Source organism: Teichococcus aerofrigidensis (assembly GCF_054073225.1).
Genome location: NZ_JBSXMU010000233.1, coordinates 1 through 2,056, shown reverse-complemented (window position 1 = coordinate 2,056; position 2,056 = coordinate 1). Strand labels below are relative to the sequence as shown.

General features: G+C 73.9%; 2 protein-coding genes. One reads left to right on the top strand and one right to left on the bottom strand.

The window, feature by feature from the left end:
* The coding region (locus ACVMLK_RS20840; protein ID WP_457487514.1) for a lytic transglycosylase domain-containing protein at positions 1-1,062 on the bottom strand (1,062 nt) is incomplete at its 3' end.
* 369 nt (positions 1,063-1,431) lie between these two features.
* On the opposite strand from ACVMLK_RS20840, the gene ACVMLK_RS20835 reads away from it, so the two are divergent.
* Positions 1,432-2,001, top strand: coding sequence for a glycine zipper 2TM domain-containing protein (locus ACVMLK_RS20835; protein WP_232476919.1), 570 nt, complete (start codon positions 1,432-1,434; stop codon positions 1,999-2,001).
* Positions 2,002-2,056: the final 55 nt, after the last annotated feature.

Sequence of the window (2,056 nt, the reverse complement as noted above, 5' to 3'; positions counted from 1 at the left end):
GGCCTGGACCGGCGCAGCCGCTGCCGGGCGCGGCGTCACCGCGGCGGCGAGCAGGCTCGGCGCGGGCGCCGGAGGCGGCGGCTCGGCCACCGGCGGCGCGCTGGCATAGGTGGAGCCGTCCGGGATCGGGTCCATTCGCACCACGGTGCCGGCGGCCAGGGCGGAGGCGGCGGGCGGGGCGTAGGCGGGCTGGGCGTAGGTGGAGCCGTCCGGGATCGGATCCATCCGCACCACGCCGCCGGCGCCGTCGAGGCTGGCGAGCTGCACGGGGGCCGGATAGGTCGAGCCATCCGGGATCGGGTCCATCCGCACCACCGGGCCCGGCGGCAGGGTGGCGACCCTGATGCCGGGGTCGACCGCGTTGCGCTGTTCGCGCAGCGCCAGCATGGTCGCCTGGTTGCCGCGGCGCGGGCCGGCCGGGATGTTGAGCGGGATCTCGGCCGCCGCGTAGACTTCCGGCGCGGCGCGGCGGTTCGGATGGGTGTCGCCGATGCGCGAGCCGATGCGGGCCACGTAGTTGCGGGTCTCGGCCGGCAGGCCGCGGCCGTTCCAGAGGTAGTCCTCCAGGCGGCGCGGGCCGGCATTGTAGGCGGCGAGGAAGCCCGGGCTGCCGTAGAGCTCGTACATCTCGCGCAGATAGGCCGTGCCGGCCATCATGCTGTTCCAGGGATGATAGGCATCATCCCCCAGGCCGTAGCGGGCGCGCAGCTCGGCGTAGGTGCCGGGCATGACCTGCATCAGCCCCATGGCCCCGACCGGGCTGGTGGCGGTGACGCGGCCGCCGCTCTCCTGGCGCATGACCTCGCGGATCCAGCGCTCGGGAATGTCGAACCGCTTCGACGCCTCGCGGATATAGGGGCCCCAGGGATCGTGCGACGGTCCCGGCGGCTCGTAGCTGGATGGTTGTGGATAGGCCGCGGCCTGGGCCGCGGCGCTGGCCGAGATCGGCCGGCCGGCCTGCTGCGCGCTTCCGCAGGCGGCCAGAAGGCTCACCATGGACAGCGTGGCCAGCAGGCGGATGCGCCCCCCCGGCGTCATCCGAGCAGATTGGAACGGAGTCATCCCCAGTTCTCCGTCAGGCAACGCGAAGCACCCCTGATGACGGACCGCCTGCGCCCCCACGCCTGCGAATCCAGGGTACAACCCGGTGCTGGTTTCAATACGACACGTACGCGCAAACCGCTAAAGGATACAGGAGGCTAGCGCAAGCCTCGTCTGCGCCGTCCTTCCGCGCCCGGAGGCGATGGCCGCCCTTCCGCCGGCCTGCAGCCCTGCCTCCGGCTCGGCAAGCCCTTTGGCAACCCCTCTGGCAAGATCGCGCGAAAAGCGCCATGTCTCGCCCGGCGGCGCGGCCTGCTTCTCCGGCCCGCCGCAGGCCCGCCGTCGCGGCGGCGGTGCGCCGATGTCCCTCGATTCGTCAGGAAAGATCACATGGCCGCGCCTCATCACTTCCTCCGCGCCCTGGCTGCCCGCCCCGTGCTCCGCGCCGGGATCGCCGCGCTGCTGATCGGCGGCGCCGTCTCCGCCTGCGCCCCGCAGCAGTCCGGCTCGAGCTTCTCCAGCGCCTCCATGGGACGCGCGGCGTCCGTGTCCTTCGGCACCATCATCGGCATGCGGCCCGTGCATGTGCAGGGGAGCGGCTCGGGCATCGGCACGGCGGCCGGCGCCGTCGCCGGCGGCGTGGCCGGCAGCTTCATCGGCGGCGACTGGCGCTCCAATGCCCTGGCGGGCCTCGGCGGCGCCGTGCTGGGCGGCCTCGCCGGCAATGCCATCGGCAGCGGCGTCAGCGGCGGCAACGCGGTCGAGTTCTTCGTCCGCGAGGATCAGGGCGGCGACATCTCCGTGGTCCAGACCAACGAGGAAGGGCTGCAGGTCAATGACCGTGTTGTGATCGCGCGCGGCGACCGCACCCGCCTCTCCCGCGCCGCCGGCGGCCCGCCCCCGGGCGCCTTCCCGCCGCCGGCCAGCGCCATGGGCGCGAGCTACGGCGGGCCGAAGTAAGGCGCCGAAGCAGGACCGTGGCGGCGACCGCCATCCCGGCGACCCGGGATGGCGG

Coding starts and splice junctions, on each gene's coding strand:
- ACVMLK_RS20835 (WP_232476919.1), top strand. CDS start 1,432: ATGGCCGCGCCTCATCACTTCCTCCGCGCCCTGGCTGCCCGCCCCGTG.